The 24,010-nt window shown below is 64.2% G+C and carries 18 protein-coding genes; 5 read left to right on the top strand and 13 right to left on the bottom strand.

From position 1 onward, the window contains the following. Positions 1 to 235 precede the first annotated feature (235 nt). A complete protein-coding gene (locus tag HA399_RS02170) occupies positions 236 to 1,825 on the top strand; it encodes a BCCT family transporter (RefSeq protein ID WP_043333742.1) in 1,590 nt (529 codons plus the stop codon). Positions 1,826 to 1,992: 167 nt separating this feature from the next. Here the strand turns inward: HA399_RS02170 and HA399_RS02165 are convergent, their stop codons facing one another. After that, entirely contained in the window at positions 1,993 to 2,385 is a 393-nt protein-coding gene (locus tag HA399_RS02165) for a DUF4168 domain-containing protein (RefSeq protein WP_043333741.1), read from the bottom strand. Between the two features lie 653 nt (positions 2,386 to 3,038). On the opposite strand from HA399_RS02165, the gene HA399_RS02160 reads away from it, so the two are divergent. Beyond that, on the top strand, positions 3,039 to 3,674 hold the full coding sequence (locus HA399_RS02160; protein ID WP_404325902.1) for a DUF4174 domain-containing protein: 636 nt from the start codon (positions 3,039 to 3,041) through the stop codon (positions 3,672 to 3,674). A 120-nt stretch (positions 3,675 to 3,794) separates the two neighbouring features. Here HA399_RS02160 and HA399_RS02155 read toward each other — a convergent pair whose 3' ends face one another. The 10 genes from HA399_RS02155 to HA399_RS02110 all read right to left on the bottom strand — a co-directional run bounded on the left by HA399_RS02155 (position 3,795) and on the right by HA399_RS02110 (position 17,771). After that, positions 3,795 to 4,739, bottom strand: coding sequence for an electron transfer flavoprotein subunit beta (locus HA399_RS02155; protein ID WP_404325900.1), 945 nt, complete (start codon positions 4,737 to 4,739; stop codon positions 3,795 to 3,797). Positions 4,740 to 4,771: 32 nt separating this feature from the next. Next, on the bottom strand, positions 4,772 to 6,226 hold the full coding sequence (locus HA399_RS02150) for an electron transfer flavoprotein subunit alpha/FixB family protein (RefSeq protein ID WP_404325898.1): 1,455 nt from the start codon (positions 6,224 to 6,226) through the stop codon (positions 4,772 to 4,774). Continuing rightward, positions 6,223 to 8,424: a (Fe-S)-binding protein gene (locus tag HA399_RS02145; protein WP_404325897.1), complete on the bottom strand. Its 2,202-nt coding sequence runs from the start codon at positions 8,422 to 8,424 to the stop codon at positions 6,223 to 6,225. The genes HA399_RS02150 and HA399_RS02145 overlap by 4 nt, the downstream gene beginning before the upstream one ends. A gap of 89 nt (positions 8,425 to 8,513) precedes the next feature. Continuing rightward, positions 8,514 to 10,592, bottom strand: a complete 2,079-nt coding sequence (dgcA, locus tag HA399_RS02140) for a dimethylglycine demethylation protein DgcA (RefSeq protein WP_043333738.1) — start codon at positions 10,590 to 10,592, stop codon at positions 8,514 to 8,516. Positions 10,593 to 10,864: 272 nt separating this feature from the next. Then, positions 10,865 to 11,401 carry a DUF5943 domain-containing protein gene (locus HA399_RS02135; RefSeq protein ID WP_107335564.1) on the bottom strand — a complete coding sequence of 179 codons (537 nt, stop codon included), beginning with the start codon at positions 11,399 to 11,401 and terminating at the stop codon, positions 10,865 to 10,867. A 99-nt stretch (positions 11,402 to 11,500) separates the two neighbouring features. Next, the gene (locus HA399_RS02130) at positions 11,501 to 12,511 is read right to left on the bottom strand and encodes a dipeptidase (RefSeq protein WP_404325896.1); all 1,011 of its coding nucleotides are present in this window, start codon (positions 12,509 to 12,511) and stop codon (positions 11,501 to 11,503) included. A 248-nt stretch (positions 12,512 to 12,759) separates the two neighbouring features. Beyond that, positions 12,760 to 13,521 carry a monofunctional biosynthetic peptidoglycan transglycosylase gene (gene mtgA, locus HA399_RS02125; RefSeq protein WP_286174019.1) on the bottom strand — a complete coding sequence of 254 codons (762 nt, stop codon included), beginning with the start codon at positions 13,519 to 13,521 and terminating at the stop codon, positions 12,760 to 12,762. Positions 13,522 to 13,806: 285 nt separating this feature from the next. Next, complete coding sequence (locus HA399_RS02120) at positions 13,807 to 14,988, bottom strand: GlxA family transcriptional regulator (protein ID WP_043333766.1); 1,182 nt, start codon at positions 14,986 to 14,988, stop codon at positions 13,807 to 13,809. Between the two features lie 688 nt (positions 14,989 to 15,676). Next, positions 15,677 to 16,540 (bottom strand): S-formylglutathione hydrolase, encoded by an 864-nt coding sequence (gene fghA, locus HA399_RS02115; protein ID WP_404325894.1) that lies wholly within the window; start codon positions 16,538 to 16,540, stop codon positions 15,677 to 15,679. A 121-nt stretch (positions 16,541 to 16,661) separates the two neighbouring features. Next, positions 16,662 to 17,771, bottom strand: coding sequence for an S-(hydroxymethyl)glutathione dehydrogenase/class III alcohol dehydrogenase (locus tag HA399_RS02110; protein ID WP_248379962.1), 1,110 nt, complete (start codon positions 17,769 to 17,771; stop codon positions 16,662 to 16,664). 285 nt (positions 17,772 to 18,056) lie between these two features. Here HA399_RS02110 and HA399_RS02105 point away from each other — a divergent pair, with 285 nt between their 5' ends. After that, on the top strand, positions 18,057 to 18,950 hold the full coding sequence (locus HA399_RS02105; RefSeq protein ID WP_404325892.1) for a LysR family transcriptional regulator: 894 nt from the start codon (positions 18,057 to 18,059) through the stop codon (positions 18,948 to 18,950). A gap of 153 nt (positions 18,951 to 19,103) precedes the next feature. Here the strand turns inward: HA399_RS02105 and HA399_RS02100 are convergent, their stop codons facing one another. Both HA399_RS02100 and HA399_RS02095 read right to left on the bottom strand, forming a co-directional pair. Next, a complete protein-coding gene (locus tag HA399_RS02100; RefSeq protein WP_043333733.1) occupies positions 19,104 to 20,630 on the bottom strand; it encodes an NCS1 family nucleobase:cation symporter-1 in 1,527 nt (508 codons plus the stop codon). Continuing rightward, positions 20,587 to 20,982 (bottom strand): hypothetical protein, encoded by a 396-nt coding sequence (locus HA399_RS02095; protein WP_404325891.1) that lies wholly within the window; start codon positions 20,980 to 20,982, stop codon positions 20,587 to 20,589. The genes HA399_RS02100 and HA399_RS02095 overlap by 44 nt, the downstream gene beginning before the upstream one ends. 553 nt (positions 20,983 to 21,535) lie before the next feature. Between HA399_RS02095 and HA399_RS02090 the strand changes: the two genes are divergently transcribed. After that, positions 21,536 to 22,372 carry a nitrilase-related carbon-nitrogen hydrolase gene (locus tag HA399_RS02090; RefSeq protein ID WP_043333765.1) on the top strand — a complete coding sequence of 279 codons (837 nt, stop codon included), beginning with the start codon at positions 21,536 to 21,538 and terminating at the stop codon, positions 22,370 to 22,372. An 84-nt stretch (positions 22,373 to 22,456) separates the two neighbouring features. After that, positions 22,457 to 23,899 carry a dihydropyrimidinase gene (gene hydA / locus HA399_RS02085; protein WP_043333732.1) on the top strand — a complete coding sequence of 481 codons (1,443 nt, stop codon included), beginning with the start codon at positions 22,457 to 22,459 and terminating at the stop codon, positions 23,897 to 23,899. Positions 23,900 to 24,010: the final 111 nt, after the last annotated feature.

Below are 24,010 nucleotides of genomic sequence, written 5' to 3'. Positions count from 1 at the left end.
TGTCAGTCACGCATATGCCGGCGTCGTATCCAGCTAACTCGCTCTCGCCCAGCCCTCACACAATCACCGAGGTCCGGTGGCGACCTGCCTCGCAGTCAGACTCGCCACCGCGCTCCGGATTGCCATTCCACCCCCTTCCCACATCGCAGCCTCGGGAGACACCCACGACAACACCTCGCTTCACGCCAGCTGCCCTGCCCGGCTGGCGACACCAATAACAACATGAGGTCACCACATGTCATCGAATCCGTATGACACGGACTACGAGATCGGCCAGGACAATGTCCAGGTCATGGGTCTCGATGTTCACAACCCCGTCTTCGCGATCAGCGCCGTGCTGATCGTCAGCTTCATCCTGTTTGCCATCCTCTTCCCAGCGGGCGCGGAAAGTGCCCTGGGCGGCGCCAAGGCCTGGTCCATCGCACATGGCGACTGGCTGTTCATGCTGGCCGGCAACCTCTTCGTGCTGTTCTGCCTGCTGCTGATCGTGCACCCGGTGGGCAAGCTGCGCCTGGGCGGTCAGAAGGCGAAGCCCGAGTTCTCGACACGCTCCTGGTTCGCGATGCTGTTCGCCGCTGGCATGGGCATCGGGTTGATGTTCTGGAGCGTCGCCGAACCGGTGGCCTACTACACCGACTGGTACGGCACGCCACTGAACGCACCCGCCGGGACGCCGGAAGGAGCACGCGCCGCGCTGGGCGCCACCATGTATCACTGGGGCCTGCATCCCTGGGCCATCTACGCCGTGGTCGGGCTGTCGCTGGCCTTCTTCACCTACAACAAGGGCCTGCCGCTGACCATCCGCTCGGCGTTCTACCCGATACTCGGTGAGCGCACCTGGGGCTGGATGGGGCATATCGTCGATATCCTCGCCGTGCTGGCGACCATCTTCGGTCTGGCAACTTCGCTGGGGCTGGGCTCCGCTCAGGCAGCATCGGGGCTGGACTACCTGTTCGGCGTCGGCGATGGCCTGCCGACCCAGATCGCGATCATCATCCTGGTGACGCTGGTGGCCATCTACTCGGTCAGTCGCGGCCTGGATGGCGGCGTGAAGCTGCTTTCCAACATCAACATGATCATCGCCGCTGTCCTGATCATCTTCATCCTCATCTTCGGGCCGACACTCGCCATTCTCATGGGCCTGGGCACCACCACCCTCAGCTATGTGGAATATCTGCTGCCGCTGTCCAACTGGATCGGCCGCCCCGATGAAAGCTGGTTCCACGGCTGGACCGTCTTCTACTGGGCGTGGTGGATTTCCTGGTCACCGTTCGTCGGCATGTTCATCGCACGTGTCTCGCGCGGCCGTACCGTACGCGAATTCGTCACCGCCGTGCTGCTGGTGCCGACACTCGTCACCATCGTGTGGATGTCAGTCTTCGGCGGTACCGCACTGGAACAGGCCATCAATGGCGTAGGCGCGCTGGCCAATGGCATCGATTCCGTGTCGCTGGCCATGTTCCAGATGCTCGACAACCTGCCGCTGTCCGGTGTGGCGTCCTTCATCGCCATCCTGTTGGTACTGGTGTTCTTCGTGACCTCCTCGGATTCCGGTTCGCTGGTGATCGATTCGATCACCGCCGGCGGCAAGGTGGATGCACCGATCAGCCAGCGCATGTTCTGGGCAGCGATGGAAGGCCTGATCGCCGGTGCCCTGCTCTATGGCGGCGGAAGCGCTGCACTGGGCTCGCTGCAGGCGGGTGCCATCGCCACGGGTCTGCCGTTCACGCTGGTACTGCTGGTGATGTGCTATTCGCTGTTCCGTGGTCTGATGCAGGAAAAGAAGGCACAGGACATGCTCATTCGTCCGGTCGCCGGCGCCTGACATGCGGCGCTGACCAAAGCTTTACTGACCAAAGCTTTACTGACCAAAGCCTTACTGACCAAGGCGGTACTGACTGACAGGCCGCAAGACATGGGCACAAAAAACGCCGCCCCCGGCAACCGGGGGCGGCGTTTTCATTGGATGACCCGAACGTCATCCAGGCGAGATCAGGAGTTTTCCTGAGCCAGCTTCTGCACCTTCTTCATCAGGTCCGGGTCGTTCTGGACCGCTTGACCGATGGAGTTGAAGGTAGCGACTTCCAGACCGGAGTCTTCGACAGCGCTGACCATCTCGTCGTTGGCTTCCTGACGCACGCTCTGCTTGGCAGTCTCGTCGTCGGCTTTCTGCAGCTTGCCGGCGAATTCCTGAGAGATGCGTGCGATGTCCTGAGAGGCCGCAGCGAACTGTTCCAGCTGAGCGTCAGTGAAATCGCCAGCCTGAGCCTGTGCCGCCTGGGCAGTAGACTGACCCTGGGCCGGTGCGTCAGCAGCGAACGCCGGTGCCGACATCATGCCCGCGGAAATCAGGGCAGCCGTCATGTATGCAGTCATCCGTTTCATTGCAGCCTCCAGCAGTGATCAATAAGTGTTTGCCCTAACTCAGACGGGCCTGACGACAGGATGTTCATTTTTTCATGCAACTCTTTGAAAACATTCTGTATCGCCAGAGTTACATGAGTCGCAGATCAGCAACGTAAAAACCGCGGGGCCGCGCATGGCGGGCGTCATGACGGCTGGACGCGCATACAGCTTGCACCACGATCGTGAAAATATCTGCAGCAAGCCGCGTGAAGTCTGCACGCCACGCACTCGACCCGCCCTCGATACAGACGTGCCTCTGCGCTCGCTACGCGCTCTAGACGGCATGCCACCTGTTGCCGTCGCTATCGGCATGTCGCCATTGGCCTTTTCACAGGCTGAATGAGGGCGGCATGTCGTGAAGTACCACATAAATCGCGCGCCAACGGGCAGCAAACTCTCGGCGACTGTCTTAGTCTTGAAGGAGAGGCTGTCATCCGGGGTGTGCCATTCTCCTGTGCAACCTGCTTCTGCAGCCCAGGCTGGCTAGCCCAGCTCATAACATTCGTTGCCGGAGGACTGCCATGTCCACGCACATACCGTCCACGCAGAGACTGTCCAAGCAGATACTGTCCACACAGATACCGCCCGCGCTGCCTCGACGGCTCTCGCATCACAGGCTGACGCCGGGCCTGATGAGCCTCTTGTTGCTGGCCCTGCTGCCCGCCCTGCTGCTGAGCTCGCCGGTGCATGCCATCAGCCTGCTGGATTCGGACGCCGACCTGAACGCGCCCGCCGAGACATCCACGGGCGCACCACCGCCCCCGACCTCGCCGGACACCGCGGAGACCACCATGACCGCCGCCAATGTCGACCCCGCCGCCAATCCGCTGTTGGGCGAGACCTGGAACCGACGCTCGCTGGTGCTGATCGCGCCGGATGAACAGGACCGGGACCTCGAGCGTCAGCGCGAGGAACTGCGCGCCACGCGTGGCGAGATGCAGCAACGCGACATGACGCTCTATACGCTGATGGGCACGCGCGGCATCCACGATGGCGTGCCGATGAGCTTCGAGGAGGTGCGTGCCCTGCGTGATGCCATGCAACTGCGCGAGGGCGCGCCCTTCACCGTCATCCTGATGGGCAAGGACGGCGGCAAGAAGATGCAGCAGGAAGGCTTCGTCTCCCCCGACCAGATCTATCAGGTGATCGACAACATGCCGATGCGCCAGCGCGAAGCCAGTCAGGCAGCGCGCAAGGCCCCCCAGGGCACCGACGAGCACACCTCGCCCGACCCCTTGAACGATGTGGACTGGCAGTGGGAGGAGTGACCTTTCTGTTAGGAGCGACCTTTTGTGAGGAGCGACCTTCTGTGAGAAACGACCTTCTGTGATGCATGAAAAAGCCCCTGCCAGCCGAGCTGACAGGGGCTTTTTACCGTCTGCGCGGCTTCAGCGCAGCACGCCTTCCTCACGCAGCAGCTTGAGGATTTTCGCCGCGCCCTCCTCGGCGCTCACGCCTTCCAGCCGCTTGCCACCACCCCCTTCAGCCTTGGCGGCCGCGGCCTTGAAGCGGTCCCGCGCGCTGGTCGCCTTGATGCGCTTCAAGCGCTTGGGACGCTTGCGAGCCGGGGCCACGCCGAAGGCCTCGGCCTGCGCATCATGCACCAGCTCGCCGCTGGCCAGTGTGGACAGCTCACCGCGCCGCGCCTGTGCGAAGGCCGACTGACGCGCCGCCGGCGCCGCGGAATCGACGCTGACAAGTGCCGGCAGCTTCACGCGCAACCGTCGCCGCTGGCCACGCGGCAGCGCCTGCAAGGCGGTGAGATGCGCGCCATCGCAGCTCTCGATCGCGACGATACCCTCCACCAGCGGCCAGCCGAGGCTCTCCGCCAGCAGATGCGGCAGCAGGCCACTGCCCTCGCCGGTCTCGCCCTGGCCGCCACACACCACCAGCTGCGGTGCCGCCTGCTTGAGGCGCGTGACCAGCAGCGGCCAGACATCAACGACCGGTTGATCAGCAGCCTTGAGCGAATCGTCAGCCATGAGCGACGAATTGTCAGCCTTGAGCGAATCAACAGCCTTGAGCGGTTCCGCTTGCAGGGAATCGGGCGTCACCAGCGTCAACGACTCCAGCCCCATGCCCAGATAGCCGCGCAGCGCCTGATCCTGCTCGCTGCCGGGAGCGATCTCACTGCCACTGGCGTGCCAGGCGCTGAGACTTACGGCACCGGGCGCCGACTGATGCTCCAGCGCCAGACACAGCTCCAGGGCGCGGGCGTCCTGCTCGGCGCGCCGCAGACGCCCCGAAACCGGGTGCTGCCCCAGCGACACCAGACTCACGACCTCAAGCGGCGCCGAGGCCTGCTGCGCAACGGACGAACGATCTGCCTTCATGTTCTTCTCCTTCCCCTGTCGCAGGCGCGAGTTCAGGCCGCGTCGGCGGCAAGCGTGGCGGATGACGTACTGGGTGACGTAGCGGTCGCGGCAGGCACCTGACCCGCCACCGAGGCATCACCGCCGACACTGCGTTCGGCCTCGAGCTGCTGACAGAGACTGGCGAGAATCGCCCCGGCGTCACCGATCACCGAAAGATCGGCACGCTTGACCATGTCACAGCCGCCATCGGTGTTGATGGCCACCACCTTGTCGCAGCGCTGGATGCCCTGCAGATGCTGGATGGCCCCCGAGATGCCCACCGCGACATAGACCCGCGCCGTCACCCAGGTACCGGTGGCACCGACCTGACGGGCACGCGGCATGAAGCCGTCATCCACCGCCACCCGCGAGGCGCCTTCGGTGGCCCCCAGCAGGCTGGCAGCGCGGTGGAAGCCATCCCAGTCGCGGATGCCGTTGCCCGCCGAGAGAATGAATTCGGCCTCGCCCAGCGCGATCGCGGAGGGATCGACGGCCACCGGGCCAAGATCTTCGATCACGTCTGGCACGGCGTGCGCGGTGCTGGCCGCCTCCCACTCGAGCGGCAGCGCGGCGTGGCGCACATCTTCCACCGGCTCGGCGCATTCCGCCTCGCACAGCACGATACGAGTCAGCGGGCGGGTCAGGTCCTGCTGACCATTGCCGCTGCGCCCGGTGACGCTCACCTCGGCAAGCTCGCCACGCCCGATGGCGGCAAGCTCGCCGTCGAGCTGATAGGCATTGCCGCTGGGCCGCGCCAGTGCATCGCCCTGGCACAGCAGGCGTGCACCGAGACGTCGGCCGCGTTCGCCGCCGCCAGTGCGGGATTCCGGCAGCAACCACAGCCGTGGGGCCAGGCGCGTGTCGATGGCCTCAAGCTCCGCCAGCTGGGCCAGCGGCGCATAACCATCGTGGAGGGTATCGGCAAAGTGCAGCCAGCGATCGGCACCCGCCGCGCCGAGTCCGACACTGTCGGCGGCGTCACCATCCTCACGCAAGGTGCCGAAGGTGACGGCCAGCACCGCGCCCTGATGGGCGGGGTCGGCATCGGCGATCTGACGCGCCAGCCCCAGCACATCGCGGTCGTGACTCGAGAGTCGCCCACCGGTCATGTCCAGCACCACCGCGATCAGGAAGGCGGGTGATGCGATCTCGACCAGCGGCAGCACGCGCGCCTTGGCCACGACCGCGGGCTGGCCAGCACCCGCCGCGGCAGGCCCGGAGCGGCCACTGCGGTCGATGCGTTTGCGGCCGTTGGCGGCGATGAAGTGCCCGACATGCGGGTCGCGACGCATCACGCCCTTCGGGCCCATCCAGCGTTCCTGAGGGGCTGCCGCGCCGCGGCCCAGCGCCTGCAGCGCGATGAGATGCTGCGGGTGCAGGCGATTGCGTGCCTGCTGCTCCAGGCGCGGGTCACGGCGTGGCAGTGACTCACGCTCGGTTGCTTGTGGATCGACGGGAATCGTCATGCCGCCACCTCCGCGTCAGTGGGCTGCGTGGTCGACGCCGCCAAGCCTTGCGTGGACGCTTCCAGTACCAGCGCCCGCGCCATCAGTTCCGCCAGATCCAGCACCTGGGGTTCGGCTTCACCGGCCGGAGCCACCACGCCTTCCAGCATCGCGGTGCACTGCGGGCAGCCGACCGCCACGACCTCGGCGCCGGTCTCGCGCACATCGCCCATGCGCATGTCGGGGATACGCTGCTTGCCGGGGATGTCCGTCACCGGCGCGCCGCCACCGCCGCCGCAACAGCGCGAGCGGAAACCGGAGCGCTGCATCTCGCGCACTTCCAGTCCCAGCGCCGCCAACAAGCTACGCGGCGCCTCGAATTCACCGTTGTAGCGCCCCAGATAGCAGGGGTCGTGCCAGGTGACCGCGCCGAGCGTCGCCAGTCTGGTGGCATCGAGGCTCAGGCGACCGGCCGCCAGCAGCTCGTTCATGTAGCTGGTGTGGTGGTTGACGAGGTAGTCGCCACCGAAGGCGGCGTATTCGCGTCCCAGCACATGGAAGCTGTGCGGATCGCAGGTGATGATGCGCGCGAAGCGATACTTCGACAGGGTGGCGATATTGCGGGTGGCCAGCGACTGGAAGGTCGCCTCATCCCCCAGGCGACGCGCCACGTCGCCACTGTCACGTTCTTCCGCACCGAGGATCGCGAAATCGACCCTGGCGGCGCGCAGTACCTGCACGAAGGCGCGCAGCGTGCGCTGATTGCGCATGTCGAAGGCGCCATCGCCCAGCCACAGCAGCGCTTCCACCGGACGCGGATCACGCGCCGCCTCGCGGGCGGCCTGCAGCTCGGCGATGCGCGGCAGGTCGAGATCCGCCGCCCAATGCAGACGCGCTTCGAGCGCGAAGCCGCCCGGATTGTCGGTGGCGATCAGGTTGTCGAGCACCTCGACGCCCTTGCCCGGCGTCGCGCCCTGCTCCAGCGTCATGTGACGGCGCATGTCGACGATGGCATCGACGTGCTCGATCATCATCGGGCACTCCTCGACGCAGGCGCGACAGGTGGTGCAGGCCCACAGGGTTTCCGGCTCGACCAGTACCTTGAATTCGTGGATCAGCTTGTCGCCATCTGTCGCCTCACCCGGTGCCGCCTTGATCTGGATCGGTCCAGAGGCAACGGTCTGGCTATCAGAGTCAACGGCCTGAGCTGCCGGGCGAGCATGCGGAGAAGCCCCGACGATGGCCTGCTGCGGGCCGCCGCCATGCTGGCCGGGCGCGCGCCTGGGCTCATCGCCCGGATAGGGCGAACCGGCGTAGGCGGCATCGCTGCCACCGGCCATGCCAACCACCATGTCCTGGATCAGCTTCTTGGGATTGAGCGGCTGACCGGCTGCGAACGCCGGACACACCGCTTCACAGCGCCCGCATTGCACACAGGCATCGAAGCCCAGCAGCTGACGCCAGTTGAAATCGGACGGCTTGCCGACACCCAGCGGTGCTTCGGGGTTGGTCAGATCCAGCGGCAGCAATGCGCTGTCGCGGATGCCGGCACTGTCACGGGTGCTGAAACGTGCCGGACGCCGATGGAAGGCCAGATGCAGCGCACCGGCGAAGGCATGCTTCATCGGCCCGGTGATGCGCGAGCCGCCGCCGGTCATGCCGACGATCATCTCCAGCAGCCCCCAGGCGATGCCCGCCACCAGCACCAGCCCGAGGATACCGCCGGAGATCATGCCGCCGACGCCTTCCGGCAGCACCAGTGACAGACTCATCACGAACAGGCTTGCGGAGAACACCAGCAGGCTCTTGGGCAGACGCATCCACGGGCCACGCGACAGGCGCGCCGGCGGGTCGAGGCGACGACGACGCACGAACAGCGCGCCACCGAACATCGCGCCACTGGCCAGCAGCAGCAAGACGCCCAGCCAGGCGGAGTCGATGCCGAAGCCGTAGACCACCACCATCAGCAGCGCAGCGGCCACGAAGCCGCCCCCTGTGGCGACGTGGGTGTTGGCCATGTAGCGGTCCCGCGCGACCACGTGGTGCAGGTCCACCCCGTAGCGGCGCGGCACCTTGGCAAGGCTCGCGATCAGCTCTCCCATGCTCATGGACGTGGCGTCCGCCCGCCCCTGGCGCCACAGGCCGATGCGCTTGACCGCGCCGATGGCAGCCAGCGCCAGCGCGGTGAAGATCAATACCGACAAGATCGTGTCATTCATGCTGCTCACCCTCTTTCTTCAAGCCCGCTGTCGACCGGACGACTGCCGAGCCGGCGGCATGGGCGCGGCCGGCTCGGCAGATCACGTCATCAGAAGTCCTTGCACAGACGCAGGGCGTCATAGATGGCGGCGTGGGTGTTGCGCGGTGCGTTGCAGTCACCGAGGCGGAACAGCAGGTAATCATTGCCCTCGGTGGCCTGGCTCAGGCACGGCTGCGGCTTGATGGCGTAGAGCGACTCGACGTCGATCTGGCCCTTGTTGAGCGAGCCGTCCTTGAAGGCGTAGTAGAGCGCCTCATCCGGGCGCACGCCGTTCTCGACCACGATCTGATCGACGACGCGCTCTTCCAGCGTGCCGGTGTATTCGTTCTCGAGCACCGCCACCAGCCCCTCGCCTTCGCGGTAGACCTCATGCAGCACCATGTCGGAGGTCATCACGACTTCCTTGGCATACAGGCTGCGGTAGTAGGTCGGGAAGGTGGTGCCGCCGACCGCCGCACCGGGCTTGATGTCGTCGGTGACGATCTCGACCCTGGCGCCCTTGTCGGCCAGATAGTCGGCTACCGAGACCCCGGAGAACTCGCAGATGCTGTCGTAGATCAGCACGTTGCTGCCCGGTGCGACGCGCCCATCCAGCACATCCCATGAAGAGACGATCAGGCTCTTGGCCGGGTCTTCGTCGTAGCCCCAGGAGGCGAACTGGTCCATGAACGGACGACCGCCCACCGCAAGGATCACCACATCGCCGCGCAGGTCACGGATGGTGGCCTCATCGGCCCGCGTGCCCAGGCGCAGGTCAACCTTCAGGCGCGCAAGCTCCAGCTGATACCAGCGCGTGATGCCGGCGATCTGATCGCGCTGCGGCGCCTTGGCCGCGATGGTGATCTGGCCGCCCAGCTCATCACGGGCCTCGAACAGCGTCACGTCGTGGCCGCGTTCGGCGCATACGCGGGCTGCCTCCATGCCGGCCGGACCACCGCCGACGATGACGACCTTGCGCACCGGGCCGCTGGTCTTCTCGATCTGATGCGGCAGGCCCATGTATTCGCGCGAGGTGGCGGCATTCTGGATGCACAGCACGTCGAGGCCCTGATACTGGCGGTCGATGCAGTAGTTGGCGCCGACGCACTGCTTGATCTGGTCGAGCTGGCCCATCTTGATCTTGGCGATGATGTGCGGGTCGGCGATGTGGGCGCGGGTCATGCCGACCATGTCGACATAGCCGCCTTCCAGAATGCGCTCGGCCTGGTTGGGGTCCTTGATGTTCTGGGCGTGGATCACCGGAATCGAGACGACTTCCTTGATGCCGGACGCCAGGTGCAGGAAGGGTTCCGGCGGGTAGGACATGTTGGGAATGACGTTGGCGAGGCTGTTGTGGGTATCACAGCCGGAGCCGATCACGCCGAAGAAGTCGAGCAGGCCGGTGGCGTCGTAATAGGCCGCGATCTGCTTCATGTCGTCGTGTGACAGGCCATCGGGATGGAATTCATCGCCACAGATGCGCATGCCGACCACGAAGTCGTCGCCGACCTCGGCGCGCACCGCCTTGAGCACCTCGAGGCCGAACTTCATGCGGCCCTCGAAGCTGCCGCCCCACTCATCGGTGCGCTTGTTGACGCGCGGGCTCCAGAACTGGTCGATCAGGTGCTGGTGCACGGCGGACAGCTCGACGCCGTCCAGGCCGCCTTCCTTGGCACGCCGCGCCGCCTGGGCGAAATCAGCGATGATGCGCTGAATCTCCTCCACCTCGATGGTCTTGCAGGTGGAGCGGTGCACCGGCTCGCGGATGCCGGACGGTGACATCAGCGAGGTCCAGTCGAAGCCGTCCCAGCGCGAGCGACGGCCCATGTGGGTAATCTGGATCATGATCTTGCCGCCATGCTTGTGCACGGCATCGGCCAGATTCTGGAAATGCGGGATGATGCGGTCGGTCGACAGATTGACGGAGCTCCACCAGCCCTGCGGGCTGTCGATGGAGACCACCGAGGAGCCACCACAGATGCACAGGCCACACCCGCCCTTGGCCTTCTCTTCGTAGTAGCGCACGTAGCGCTCGGTGGTCATGCCGCCATCGGTGGCATACACCTCGGCGTGGGCGGTACTGACGACGCGGTTGCGGATGGTCAGCTTGCCGATCTCGATCGGCTGGAAGAGTGCGTCGAATGCCATGGTGAGAGCTCCTCGCCGGGGAGAGCGCCGCCTCGTCACGCTGGCCTGGCCTGCCCGCCGCCACGAGTCGTTGCTGGTGGCGGCGGGGTCGGCGTCAGGCGTCTTGCATGTCAGGAAAGGCGGCGCTCAGGCGTTGCGTTGTCGTTGTTGTGGGTGGTGAGTGTCGTGACAGAGAGATGCTCGGGCAGCCGGCTTGTGCTGTTGCCTTTTGCCTGGGCCGGGCCTGGGCCTTGACCCGAGCCATGGAATAGAGAGTGGCGGATCCGAAAACGTCACACTGTTCCGGGAGCGACCTCGAAATACCCCACGTCACAGCCTTCCTCACCGCCGCTCTGGGTCTGCACGGCGACGGTGCGCAGCTCGCTGCCACGCGCAGCCAGAATCTGGTCCATCGCGCCGGCGAACCAGCCGGTGAACATGTACTCGAGCCTGGTGCCGGTCTTGCCCTGCTGATAGACGAAGCAGGAGTGTTCCAGGCGCACCTTGCAGGTACCGCGCTCCAGATCGATCTCCTCGGTGATGAACAGACCCCAGCCACGCTGCGACAGGCGCTTCATGTAGTGCTCGAAGACTTCCACGCCGACCAGGCCATGCAGCTCGGCTTCCTTCTCGCACCAGTGCCAGGCGCTCTTGTAGCCGGCGTGATAGAGAATCTCGGCGTATTTCTCCACGCCCAGCGCCTCTTCCACCGCGACATGGTTGTTGATGAAGAAGTGGCGCGGCACGTACAGCATCGGCAGCGCATCGGACGTCCATACACCAGTCTCGCTATCCACTTCGATCGGCAGTTCAGGGGCCATCTTGCTCATGTCGGTGTCCTCCAAAGGGGGCTTGAGGGAATTGCAAAAGAGAGCTCAGGAAAGAGAGATCAAGTAAAAGCGATCAATAAAGGGCACAGGCAGCCAGACTCAGCCGCCCCAGACATTTTCCAGCGTGCGCAGCCAGTTCTCGCCCATGATCTTGCGCACCTGATGCTCGCTCATGCCGCGACGCAGCAGCGCCTCGGTCAGATTGGGGAACTCGCCGATGGTGCGGATGCCTTCCGGATTGACGATCTTGCCGAAGTTGGTGAGACGACGGGCGTAGCCCTTGTCGTGGGTCAACCACTCGAAGAAATCCTGGCCGTGACCCTGGGTGAAGTCGGTGCCGATGCCGATGGCATCCTCGCCGACCAGGTTCATCACGTATTCGATGGCCTCGACGTAGTCGTCGACGGTGGCGTTGACGCCGGCCTTGAGGAAGGGGGTGAACATGGTGACGCCGACGAAGCCGCCGTGTTCGGCGATGAAGCGCAGCTCGGCATCGGACTTGTTGCGCGGGTGGTCCTTGAGACCGGCCGGCGCGCAGTGGGAATAGCAGACAGGTACCTTGGACTCGAGGATGACTTCCTCGGAGGTCTTCGAGCCGACGTGGGAGAGATCACACATCACGCCGACGCGGTTCATCTCGGCGACCATCTCGCGGCCGAAGCCGGACAGGCCGCCGTCGCGCTCGTAGCAGCCGGTGCCGACCAGATTCTGGGTGTTGTAGCACATCTGCACGATGCCCACGCCGAGCTGCTTGAAGACATCGACATAGCCGATCTGGTCTTCATAGGCGTTGGCATTCTGGAAGCCGTAGATGATGCCGGTCTTGCCGGCGGCCTTGGCGGCGCGGATGTCGGCGGCCGTGCGCGCCACGCAGACCAGATCACTGCTCTCGGCGATCAGCTGGTTGCTCTTGACGATGTTGTTGACGGTCGCCTGGAAGCCTTCCCAGACCGAGACAGTGCAGTTGGCAGCGGTCAGACCGCCCTTGCGCATGTCCTCGAACAGGTCGCGCTGCCACTTGGCGATCACCAGACCATCGATGACGATGCTGTCATCGTGCAGGGCGCGGGCCGCATCGGACCCACCGAAGGAGGAGGAGAATTCGGACATCATGTCGCTCCGGCGCTGGGCAGGCGGCTCTGGAAGTCAGGTCACTGCCCGTACCCGGCGGACAGGGCCTGCCGGAACACGATCTCCAGCAGGCTGTGCCAGCATAGTCCTGCCCTCTTTCCCCTCTGACGCCAGATGCGACCCGTGGCTATCGAATCGCGTCAGGGCTGTCGTTTCTGAAACGACGACGCCCCGACTCGAGAGAGCCGGGGCGTCGTGGGACAGCCGATGGTGCAGCGTCAGGCCGGTCAATGCGCGGGGGACAGCTCCTTGAGCGAAGGCAGCAGGTCCCAGCTCAGCCAGCCACGCGGCTGTTCCAGACGCTTCAAGTAGCCCATGCCGAGATTGTTCATCTGACGGCGCGTCCAGCTGGCGCGGCGCTGGATATAGGCCGAGGGCTTGCCGGCATTGAAGCGGATCGGGTTGGGCAATACCGCCGCCAGCAGACTGGCCTGATAGGCGGAAAGGCTGGCGGCATCGGTATTGAAGTGATGCTCGGCCGCGGCCTCGACGCCGAAGACACCCGGCCCCCATTCGGCGACATTCAGGTAGACCTCGAGAATGCGCTCCTTGGGCCAGATCATCTCGATCAGGATGGTGAACCAGACCTCCAGCCCCTTGCGCACCCAGCTGCGCCCGTTCCACAGGAAGACATTCTTGGCGGTCTGCTGGCTGATGGTGCTGGCGCCACGCAGGCGCTCACCGGCCAGCCGTGCATCGATGGCCTTGACGATCTGATCGACATCGAAGCCGTAGTGATCGGGGAATTTCTGGTCTTCCGAGGCGATCACCGCCAGACGGGCATTGTTGGAAATCTGCTCCATCGGCACCCAGTCATGCTGCAGTGCCATCGGCTCGCCGGTGACCAGGCCATAGCCCCACTTTTCCAGCATCACCATCGACACCGGCAGCGGCACGAAGCGCAGCAATACCACCAGGCCGATGCAGGCCACCATCCAGCAGGCGACGACCTTGAACGCCCACACCACCAGCCAGCGCAGACGCTCCATCGGGCGCATGCCGGCACGCGGCGCCGGGCGGCGTGTCGCCCCGCGCCGCACACCCGCCACACGCTCCGTGCCTTCCTGCCTGCGTTGCTGTCCTCGTGCCATCCCTTGCCGTCCCCTGTCGTGCGTGTCGTGGCTCGCCGCCGAGCCATTGTCGTGTCAGCCACTGCTTCCTGGTGCCTTCGAGTGTACCAGAGCGTGCCGATGGCTCCTGTGAAAACGACAACGCCCCTGCCGGAGCGGCAGAGGCGTTGGATGTTGCGGGAAGCTGGCGTCAGTCGGCAGGCGTCAGCCCTGCAGACGCACGCTGGCGTAGGTCGGCTCACCGCGCGCATTGGCCAGTGCCAGAATCGCCGAGGAGACGGGGGACTCGCTGGCCGGTTGCAGGGGCGCATTGCCGACCATGCTCTGGCCGATCGACTGGTGCAGCAGCCCTTCCAGGCTGGCGACACCGGTCAGCTGATGATCGCCATCGGCGCGACACGGCACCTCCAGCACGCTGACACTGCGCTCGCCACCGATGCGCTCATCACGCGGCGGCATGCCGAAGTACTCGCGGTAGCACTTGGAGAAGTGCGGCGTGGACACGAAGCCACAGGCCGAGGCCACCTCGATGATCGACAGCGCCGTCTGCTTGAGCAGCTGACGCGCGCGGGTCAGGCGCAGCTTGAGGTAGTAGCGCGACGGCGAGCAGTGCAGATACCGCTGGAACAGCCGCTCCAACTGACGACGCGAGACATCGACATAGTGCGCCAGCTCGTCCAGGCCGATGGGCTCTTCCAGATTGGCCTCCATCAGCGCGACGATTTCCAGCAGCTTGGGCTGGGTGGTGCCCAGCACATGCTTGAGCGGCACGCGCTGCTGGTCCTGCTCGCCACGTACGCGATCGCAGATGAACATCTCTGAGATGCCCGCCGCCAGCTCGCGGCCATGCTCGCGACCGATCATGGTCAGCATCATGTCCATCGGCGCGGTACCGCCGGAGGCCGTGGCGCGGTCCTGATCGATGGAGAACAGTCGTGTGGTTAGTGGCACGCGCGGGAAGGCTTCCTGCATCGCGGCCAGACACTCCCAGTGGATGCTGGTCTCATGGCCTTCGAGCAGCCCCGCCTGGGCCAGCGCCCAGCTACCGGTGCAGACGGCGCCCAGCTTGCGGCCGGCACGCGCCTGGGCCTGCAGCCAGCTGACATGCGGGCGATGCACGGAGCGCTGGATGCCGACGCCGCCGCACACGATGACGATATCCAGCGGCGGGCAGGCCTCGGTGGAGGTATCGGGCGTGACCTGCAGACCATCGCTGGCGCGCACGGGGGCGCCTTCCAGCGTCACGGTATACCAGCGGTACAGCTCGCGTCCGGCCAGCTGATTGGCCATGCGCAGCGGTTCCACCGCCGAGGCCAGCGAGATGAGCGTGAAGCTGTCGAGCAGCAGGAAGCCGATGGTCTGCGGCTGGCGCGTCTCGCCGGCCATTCCTGCAGCGGATGAGTGAGCTTCGTACGGGCGGGCGAAACGGCCACTGGTCAATGCCATGAGGGGAGTCCTTCTCTATATCTGCTTGAGTGGCAGACCGGGGCCTCGTGGTGCCCTCTCCCGTGGCCTGATGAGGCCGGCGGGGGTCCGCAGTATTATCGTTATTGGGTCTCAGCAGGGAGCGAACCTTGAGGGGTCAGCTCCAGCAGCGACGACATCGGCGATCGGCCCCCTCAGGGGAAGGTCAATAAGCGACCTCTGCAATTCCGATAGCGTCAGGGATGTCGTGATTCACTGCCTGGACGTCGTGCGTTGTCCACCTCTCGACAGTAAACCATCGCGCCTGCATGGCGCAGTGACTTTATCGCCGCTGTGCAGCAAATCATCGTTGCCGTACGGCACAGAATAACGCCTGAGTTGGCTACCACTGACGCAACATAAGCAAACGCCACCAAAACGGGCTTTCATGCCTTGAGGTTCTGAAAAACTCTGCTTCTCATGACGAAAAAACGACAGTCCCGCTATCCATCAATCGATAGCGGGACTGTCGTTTCTGTCTTTCACGCAGTGTCTCTGCTCGGCGAGCGATCAGCTGCGACTGGCACTTTCATACCTCAACGCCTGAGGCTCACCTCAAAGCAGGTGTTTCGCGTGCCTTTTCATTTCTACCGGCGACCACACTCACACCTCAAAGGAGGTGTTTCGCGTGGTAGGCAAGATGCTCATCGATGAAGCTGGCCATGAAGAAGTAGCTGTGGTCGTAGCCGGGCTGACGACGCAGGACCAGCGGGTGATCCAGCTCGGCGCAGACCGCCTCCAGGCGCTCCGGCTTGAGCTGCTCCTCGAGGAACTGATCACTCTCGCCCTGCTCGACGAACAGCTCCTGGCGCGCGGCACCGCCCTTGCTCGCCTGCTTGACCAGCTCGCAGGTGTCCCACTGCGCCCACTGGGTGCGGTCATCGCCGAGATAGCCGCTGAAGGCTTTCTCGCCCCACGGGCAGGCCATCGGATTGACGATCGGCGCGAAGGCCGAGACCGAACGATAGCGGCCCGGATTCTTCAGCGCGCAGATCAGGGCGCCGTGACCGCCCATGGAGTGACCGGAGATCGACTCACGCTCGCCATCCACCGGGAAGTGCCGCTTGACGAGCGCCGGCAGCTCCTCGGTGACGTAGTCATACATGCGGTAATGACGCGCCCACGGCTCGCGGGTGGCATTGACGTAGAAGCCTGCGCCACTGCCGAAGTCGTAGCTGTCGTCTTCGCCGTCCAGATTGACGCCGCGCGGACTGGTGTCCGGGCAGATCAGGGCGATGCCCAGCTCCGCCGCCTTCTTCTGCGCGCCGGCCTTCTGCATGAAGTTCTCGTCGGTGCAGGTCAGCCCCGACAGCCACCACAGCATCGGCACCGGGCCCTGTTCGGCCTGGGGCGGCAGATAGATGGCGAACACCATGTCGCAATCCAGGCTGCCGCTGCGGTGACGGTAACGCTTGAGCCAGCCGCCATGCACCTTGTTGGCGCTGACCAGCTCGAGTTGTTCGGTCGCGGTCATCATGCTCTCCCTTGTGATATCGCCCATGAAAACGGCGTCGGCAAGCCGACGCCGTTTCGCGTTCCAGACCTCACCGGGCAACAGGTGTTTCCGTGTTGCCCGGCGGCAGTTCAGCCCCGGATCAGAAGCTCAGCACGGTACGGATCGACTTGCCTTCGTGCAGCAGATCGAAGGATTCGTTGATCTTCTCGAACGGCATCTGGTGAGTGATGAAGTCGTCCAGATTGATCGCGCCGTCCATGTAACGCTCGACGTAGCCCGGCAGTTCGGTACGGCCCTTGACGCCACCGAAGGCGGAGCCTTTCCAGACGCGCCCGGTCACCAGCTGGAACGGACGGGTGGAGATCTCTTCACCGGCACCGGCGACGCCGATGATGATGGATTCGCCCCAGCCCTTGTGCGCGCACTCAAGCGCCGCACGCATGACATTGACGTTGCCGATGCACTCGAAGGAGTAGTCGACGCCGCCGTCGGTCATGTCGACGATGGCTTCCTGGACCGGCACGGACAGCTTGCTCGGGTTGACGAAGTCGGTGGCGCCGAACTTGCGGGCCAGGTCGAACTTGTCTTCATTGATGTCGATGGCGATGATGCGCGACGCCTTGGCCATCACCGCGCCCTGGATGGCGGCCAGACCGATGGCACCGAGGCCGAAGATGGCAACGGTAGAGCCCGGCTCGACCTTGGCGGTGTTCATCACCGCGCCGATACCGGTGGTGACGCCACAGCCCAGCAGGCAGATCTTGTCCAGCGGGGCTTCCTTGGACACCTTGGCCAGCGAGACTTCCGGCACCACGGTGTATTCGGAGAAGGTGGAGGTGCCCATGTAGTGGTGCAGCATCTTGCCATCGAGAGAGAAGCGCGAGGTGCCGTCCGGCATCAGGCCACGACCCTGGGTGGCACGCACGGCGCTGCACAGGTTGGTCTTGCCGGAGAGGCAGAACTTGCACTTGCCGCATTCGGCGGTATAGAGCGGAATGACGTGGTCGCCCGGCACCAGGCCAGTCACGCCCTCGCCCACTTCCTCGACGATACCGGCGCCTTCGTGGCCCAGCACGGACGGGAACAGGCCTTCCGGGTCTGCGCCGGACAGGGTGAACGCATCGGTGTGACAGACGGCGGTATTGACGATGCGTACCAGCACCTCACCGGCCTTCGGCCCTTCGACATCGATCTCGACCAGTTCCAGCGGCTTGCCGGCTTCCAGCGCAATCGCAGCACGTGATTTCATGAATCTCTCCTAGTGAGCATCAATAGCGGTAAACTGGCTGCCAATCTCATGCCCCTGGTGTGGTGACGATCACCACGGAGGCCACCCTGAAAGGTAGCAGCACCTGACAGGTTGCATGGATGAGTCGCCCGAGGGACTCCCCACGCGACAGGCACTGGGCTCGTCCTTGCGGTTCATCCTTGCGGGCTTGGCATGGAGCACAGTCTACGCAGTCATGCGGGTGGGATTAAGCCGTCGGCACTCAGATGATTATTGCCACTCAACAACAATGAAAGAGGAGCCAGCATGCAGCGCTGGGACCGTATCGAAGCCTTCGTGGAAGTCGTCAGAATCGGCTCATTTTCCGGTGCCGCCCGTCATCTCGGGGTGTCCAGCTCACATGTCAGTCGTCTGATCAGCCAGTTGGAAGCCCAGCTCGATACCCAATTGCTCTACCGCACCACCCGTCAGACGCGTCTCACCGATGCCGGACAGGTGTATTTCGAGCACTGCCATCACCTCTTCGATGGCTTCCGCGCCGCCGAACAGGCCATCGGTGACTTCCACGCCCGCCCCAGCGGCGTGCTCAAGCTGACCAGCGCCACCACCTTCGGCGAGCGCTACGTCGCGCCGCTGGTCAACGACTTCCAGCTGCTGCACCCGCAACTGGAAGTGCAGATGCACTTCACCAACCGTGCGGTGGAACTGATCGACGAGGGCTTCGACGTCGCCATCCGCATGGGCGTGCTCAAGGATTCCTCGCTGATCGCAAGGCGGCTGGTGGACCGCCGCGAATTCGTCGTCGCCTCGCATGACTACTTCCAGCAGGCGCCGCGCCCGCACACCCTGGCCGAGCTCTCCAGTCATCGCTGTCTGGCCGGCTCCAAGCGCGAGTGGCTGTTCGAGGTCGAGGGCCAGCGCCGCGAGGTGCGCATCACCGGCAGCTGGCAGGCCAACTCTGGTCCGGCGCTGTTGGACGCCACGCTCAAGGGCCTCGGCCTTGCCCAGATTCCCGACTATTACGTCGCGCCCCATCTGGCCAGCGGCAAGCTGATCTCGGTGCTGGATGAGTACCAGGTGCGCGATACCGGGGTATGGATCGTCTATCCCCGCCACCGCCACCTCTCGCCCAAGGTGCGCCAGTTCGTCGACTTCATGGTCGAGCGCTTCGAGGGCGGCATCCCCGGCCTTGACGCATGACGCGCCGCCGCGGATGAGCTGCTGAGTTGATGAGCGAATAAGTTGATGAGCGAATAAGTTGATGAGCGGATGAGTTGATGAGCCGACGAACGACAGACGGGCTGCCAATCGGCAGCCCGTCTGTCATTGCACTCACCATGCTCATCAACGGCGTCAGGCGCGCTGCGCGCCGCTGCCCGGCACCGCCTCGGGCAGATGCACCGGCGGCGCCTTGACCAGCAACTTGCTGGCCACGAAATAGACCAGCGCCCCCAGCAGCGAGCCGGTGAACCAGCCGTAGTCGTAGAACCAGGACAGTCCGGGCTGCGAGAAGCTGATCACCGTCAGCCCCACCGGCACGAAGAAGGCGATGAAGCCCGCCGGATTGAAGGCCGGATAGGTGCTGCCATCCAGATAGAGTGCCGGCAGATCAAAGGACTGACGACGGATCACGAAGTAGTCGACGATCATGATCCCCGCGATCGGCCCCAGCAGACTCGAATAGCCCAGCAGCCAGTTGGAATAGAGGCTCTCGAGACTCACGTCCGAGACGATCCAGCCCATCTTCTTGATCAGCTCGAAGCCCATCAGCAGCACCCCGACCAGCCCGGTCAGCAGCACGCCGCGCGTCTGGTTGATCAGCTTCGGCGCGATGTTCTGGAAGTCATTGGTCGGCGAGACGATGTTGGCCGCGGTATTGGTGGAGAGCGTCGCGATGATGATCAGCACCATGGCGATGGCGACCCACCCGGGGCTGTCGATGCGACCGATCAGATTGACCGGGTCGGAGATGGTCTCGCCCACCAGCGAGCTGGACGCCGCGGTCAGCACCACGCCGAGCGCAGCGAAGAAGAACATCGTCAGCGGCAGACCGATGATCTGACCGACGATCTGATCCTTCTGGCTCTTCGCGTAACGGCTGAAGTCAGGGATGTTCAGCGACAGCGTCGCCCAGAAGCCGACCATCGCGGTCAGGCCCGCCATGAAGTAGCTGGCCACGCCATCGCCTTCGGGACGATTCGGCGGCTGAGCCAGCAGCTCGCTGATCGAGGTATGCGGCAGCGCCCACACCATCAGGCCGACACCCACCGCCAGCAGCAAGGGCGCGGAGAGCGTCTCCAGCCACTTGATGGATTCCGCGCCGCGAATCACCACGAACAGGTTGAGCGCCCAGAACACGAAGAAGCCGATGACCTCGCCTACCCCGCCCAGCGCCTTCCAGTCGGCCGAAAGGCTCGACAGCAGCAGGTGGATCGCCAGCCCGCCGAACATCGTCTGGATACCGAACCAGCCACAGGCGACCACCGCGCGAATCATGCATGGCACGTTGGAGCCGATGATACCGAAGGAGGAGCGCAGCACCACCGGGAAGGGAATCCCGAAGCGCGTACCGGGGAAGGCGTTGAGGGTCAGCGGAATCAGTACCACCAGGTTGGCGACCAGAATCGTGAACAGCGCCTCGCCGACGCTCAGACCGAAGTAGGCGGTCAGGACGCCACCCAGGGTATAGGTCGGCACGCAGATCGACATGCCGACCCACAGTGCGGCGATGTTCCAGCGCGACCAGGTGCGCTCGGCACTCCTGGTCGGCGCGATATCCTCGTTGTAACGCGGGCTGCGGGCAACATCCTGTGCCACCACCAGCTCGATCATTTCCTCATTGCTGCGCACCATGTGCGAGCGCGTCTGTGTCGGGGCCATGAGTCCTCACCTGTTCAGCTGTTGTTATTGTTGAGGGTGATGCACTGCGCTTGCCTTGTGTCACTTGTCGTTTCCTGTCTTCCTCACCTTCTCCGTCGCTTTCCTGACTCCTCTTCGCTCCTCCCCGTTCGGCACACTTCATCAGGCTCACTTCATTCGGCACTGCATGCAGAAGATTCTGATGCAGAAGATTCTGCGGCAGACGAATCTGTGGCAGGCCGTGTAGAAGAAACACCTTGCGCAGTTCATGTGCAAAACCCTGTGGCAAATCGCATGCCGCCGGCCGGATTATTGCCGACAAATCAAACCTGTCTTGCAAGACAACTTGAGATGCATTGGCGCGTATTTTCATGCATGACGCCTGTCAGGTGGCGACAAGCCGTGTTCGCGCCAACTGTCAGTATGGTCAGGTTCCAAGCTGGTGCAAGGCGGTCTTGCGCAATGCCCCCGCAAACGATCACAACCCACTGTTGTGCATCGTCTTTTCCTTTGAAAATCGCGTGAGCCATGCTGATTCCCCAGGCACCACAATGGTGAAATATGGCCTTTTCTGGGATAAAAACTCTTTGATAACAACAAGATAAATCCACAAGACTTTATTTGACACTTCATCTTGCCGAACGCGGGAACACTGTCTAATGTTCATTAAGCTGACTGGTGAGACAGGATTTAAATCGGACCTTTCCTGACCCATGACGCCTGCCAACGGCATGCAGGCTTGCCAGGCAGGCGGCGTGTTTTTCCTGGGGCCATTTCGCGCTATCCCTGCTCACCCGTTCAGCCCACCAGCACTCATTGAAGACAACAACAACCGGCGCCAAGCGCCCGATGAGGAAGACATGTCGAACGATTCCCGCATCTCCTATACCGAGGATGCCGGCAAGCTGCGCTGCGCCGTCATCCAGATGGGACTCAACGTCTCCACCGACCTCGAGCCCGCGCAGATCCGTGATGCCATGAACGAGGCCCACCTGCCGCTGATCGACCAGGCCGGTGAGGCAGGCGTCAAGATCCTGTGCTTCCAGGAAGTCTTCAATCAGCCCTATTTCTGCCCGAGCCAGGATGCCAAGTGGTATGCCGCCGCCGAGCGCGTGCCCGACGGCCCCACCGTCACCCTGATGCAGCAGTACGCGAAGAAGCATCAGATGGTGATCATCGTGCCCATCTACGAGGAAGTGCAGCCGGGGGTGTACTACAACACCGCCGCCGTCATCGATGCCGACGGCAGCTATCTGGGCAAGTATCACAAGACCCACATCCCGCAGGTGGCGGGCTTCTGGGAGAAATTCTTCTTCAAGCCGGGCAAGTCCGACTGGCCGGTCTTCGACACCGCCTACGGGCGCATCGGCGTCTACATCTGCTACGACCGCCACTTCCCGGAAGGCTGGCGTGCGCTGGCGCTCAATGGCGCCGAGATCATCTTCAACCCCTCCGCCACCGTCGCGGGCCTCTCCCAATATCTGTGGGAGCTGGAGCAACCCGCCTCCGCCGCCGCCAATGGCTGCTACATCGCCGCCATCAACCGCGTCGGCCATGAACAGCCCTGGGATATCGGCGAGTTCTACGGCTCCTCCTACTTCGTGAATCCGCGCGGCCAGATCGAAGCCCAGGCCAGCGCCACCGAGGATGAGCTGCTGATCCACGACCTCGACATGGCGATGGTGCGCGAGGTGCGCAACAACTGGCAGTTCTTCCGCGACCGTCGCCCGGACGCCTATACCCGCCTCACCGACGGCGAGTGACGGACTGACGACCAGCACGACAACAACAAGACGACCTGACACTCAATGCCGGACAAGGCCGCGCGATGCGGCCGGGAGAGACTCATGGCAATCCTGATCAAGGGCGGCAGCATCCAGACCCACGAAGAGCGCTACACCGCCGATGTGCTGTGTGACGGCGAGACCATCACCGCCATCGGCACCGACCTGGACGTCCCGGACGACTGCGAAGTGATCGACGCCAGCGGCTGTCTGGTGATGCCCGGCGGCATCGACCCGCACACCCACATGCAGCTGCCCTTCATGGGCACCGTGGCCAGCGAGGACTTCCAGACCGGCACCGCCGCGGCGCTGGCCGGTGGCACCACCATGATCATCGATTTCGTGATCCCCTCCCCGCAGCAGCCGCTGATGGAGGCCTATCACACCTGGCGCGAATGGGCCGAGAAGTCGTGCTGCGACTACAGCTTCCACGTCGCCGTCACCTGGTGGGACGAGAGCGTCAGCCAGGACATGGCGACGCTGGTCGCCGATTACGGCGTCAACAGCTTCAAGCACTTCATGGCCTACAAGAACGCCATCATGGCGCCGGACGACACCCTCGTCTCTAGCTTCGCGCGCTGTCTGGAGCTGGGCGCGATTCCCACCGTGCATGCCGAGAACGGCGAGCTGGTCTACCACCTGCAGCAGAAGCTGCTGGCCGACGGCATCACCGGCCCGGAGGCGCATCCGCTGTCGCGCCCACCGCAGGTCGAGGGCGAAGCCGCCAGCCGCGCCATCCGCATCGCCGGCACCCTGGGCACGCCGGTGTATCTGGTCCACGTCTCCACCGCCGATGCGCTGGAGGAGATCCGCTACGCCCGCGAGCACGGTCAGCCGGTCTACGGCGAGGTGCTGGCAGGCCATCTGCTGATCGATGAAGAGGTCTATCAGAACAAGAGCTGGGAATTCGCGGCCGGCCACGTGATGAGCCCACCGTTCCGCTCGCTGGAGCACCGTCAGGCACTGTGGGGCGGCATCCAGTCCGGAGACCTGCAGACCACCGCCACCGATCACTGCTGCTTCTGCGCCGAGCAGAAGGAGATGGGCAAGGACGACTTCTCGAAGATTCCCAACGGCACCGCCGGGGTCGAGGACCGCATGGCGATGCTGTGGCACGAAGGCGTCAACACCGGACGCTTCTCCGCCGAGGACTTCGTCGGCCTGACCTCCACCAATGCCGCCAAGATCTTCAATCTGTATCCGCGCAAGGGCGCGATCCGCGTCGGCAGCGACGCCGACATCGTGGTCTGGGACCCCAACGCCGAGCGCACCATCTCGGCCAAGACCCACCACCAGAACATCGACTTCAACATCTTCGAAGGCCGCACCGTCAAGGGCATTCCACGCCACACCATCAGCCGCGGCGACTGGGCATGGCGCGATGGCGAACTGCATGCCAAGCGCGGCCACGGCCAGTATGTCGAGCGTCCGGCCTACCCCAGCGTGTTCGACCAGCTCAAGGCCCGCGCCGAGAGCAACGTCGTCAGCGCCGTGGATCGCAGCTGACGGTCGGCGAACGACCCACCTGAGGCCAGTACGAAACGGCTGAGACAAGCACGACACGACTGAACGACGGCCTGGCGGCGCACCTGACGCGCTGCCAGTCCCTTAGCACTT

It is taken from the genome of Cobetia sp. UIB-001 (assembly GCF_044789135.1).
In the GTDB taxonomy this organism is placed as follows: Bacteria; Pseudomonadota; Gammaproteobacteria; order Pseudomonadales; family Halomonadaceae; genus Cobetia; species Cobetia amphilecti.
This window is presented reverse-complemented; position numbering and strand designations above follow the sequence as displayed.